This is a genomic window from Campylobacter sp. RM9328 (assembly GCF_012978615.1).
The window spans coordinates 1-223 of record NZ_LIWF01000102.1; the positions used below are offsets into that span (position 1 = coordinate 1).

1 pseudogene is annotated in these 223 nt (G+C 34.1%); it reads left to right on the top strand.

Annotation, left to right across the window (positions count from 1 at the left end):
- Window positions 1–188, top strand: a pseudogene (locus tag CCAL9328_RS10870) (cytolethal distending toxin subunit B family protein); the annotation flags it as partial.
- Window positions 189–223 lie beyond the last annotated feature (35 nt).

A 223-nucleotide genomic window follows, 5' to 3' on the forward strand; every position in this document is an offset into this window, starting at 1 on the left:
TAATTACTAATAACGCAATAACTCAAATAAGCGCTAGAAGAACTCTAGATTATGCTATAGTAGGCAACTCTAATAGAGCTATCGCACCAGCACCACTACCACCAATATCAGCTAGCACATTCTTTAGTGGATTTAGAACTCATATAGCAAGTGACCACTTCCCTGTAACATTTAGGAGATTCCCATGAAAATAGCTATAAAAATATCTTTAATATCTATAATA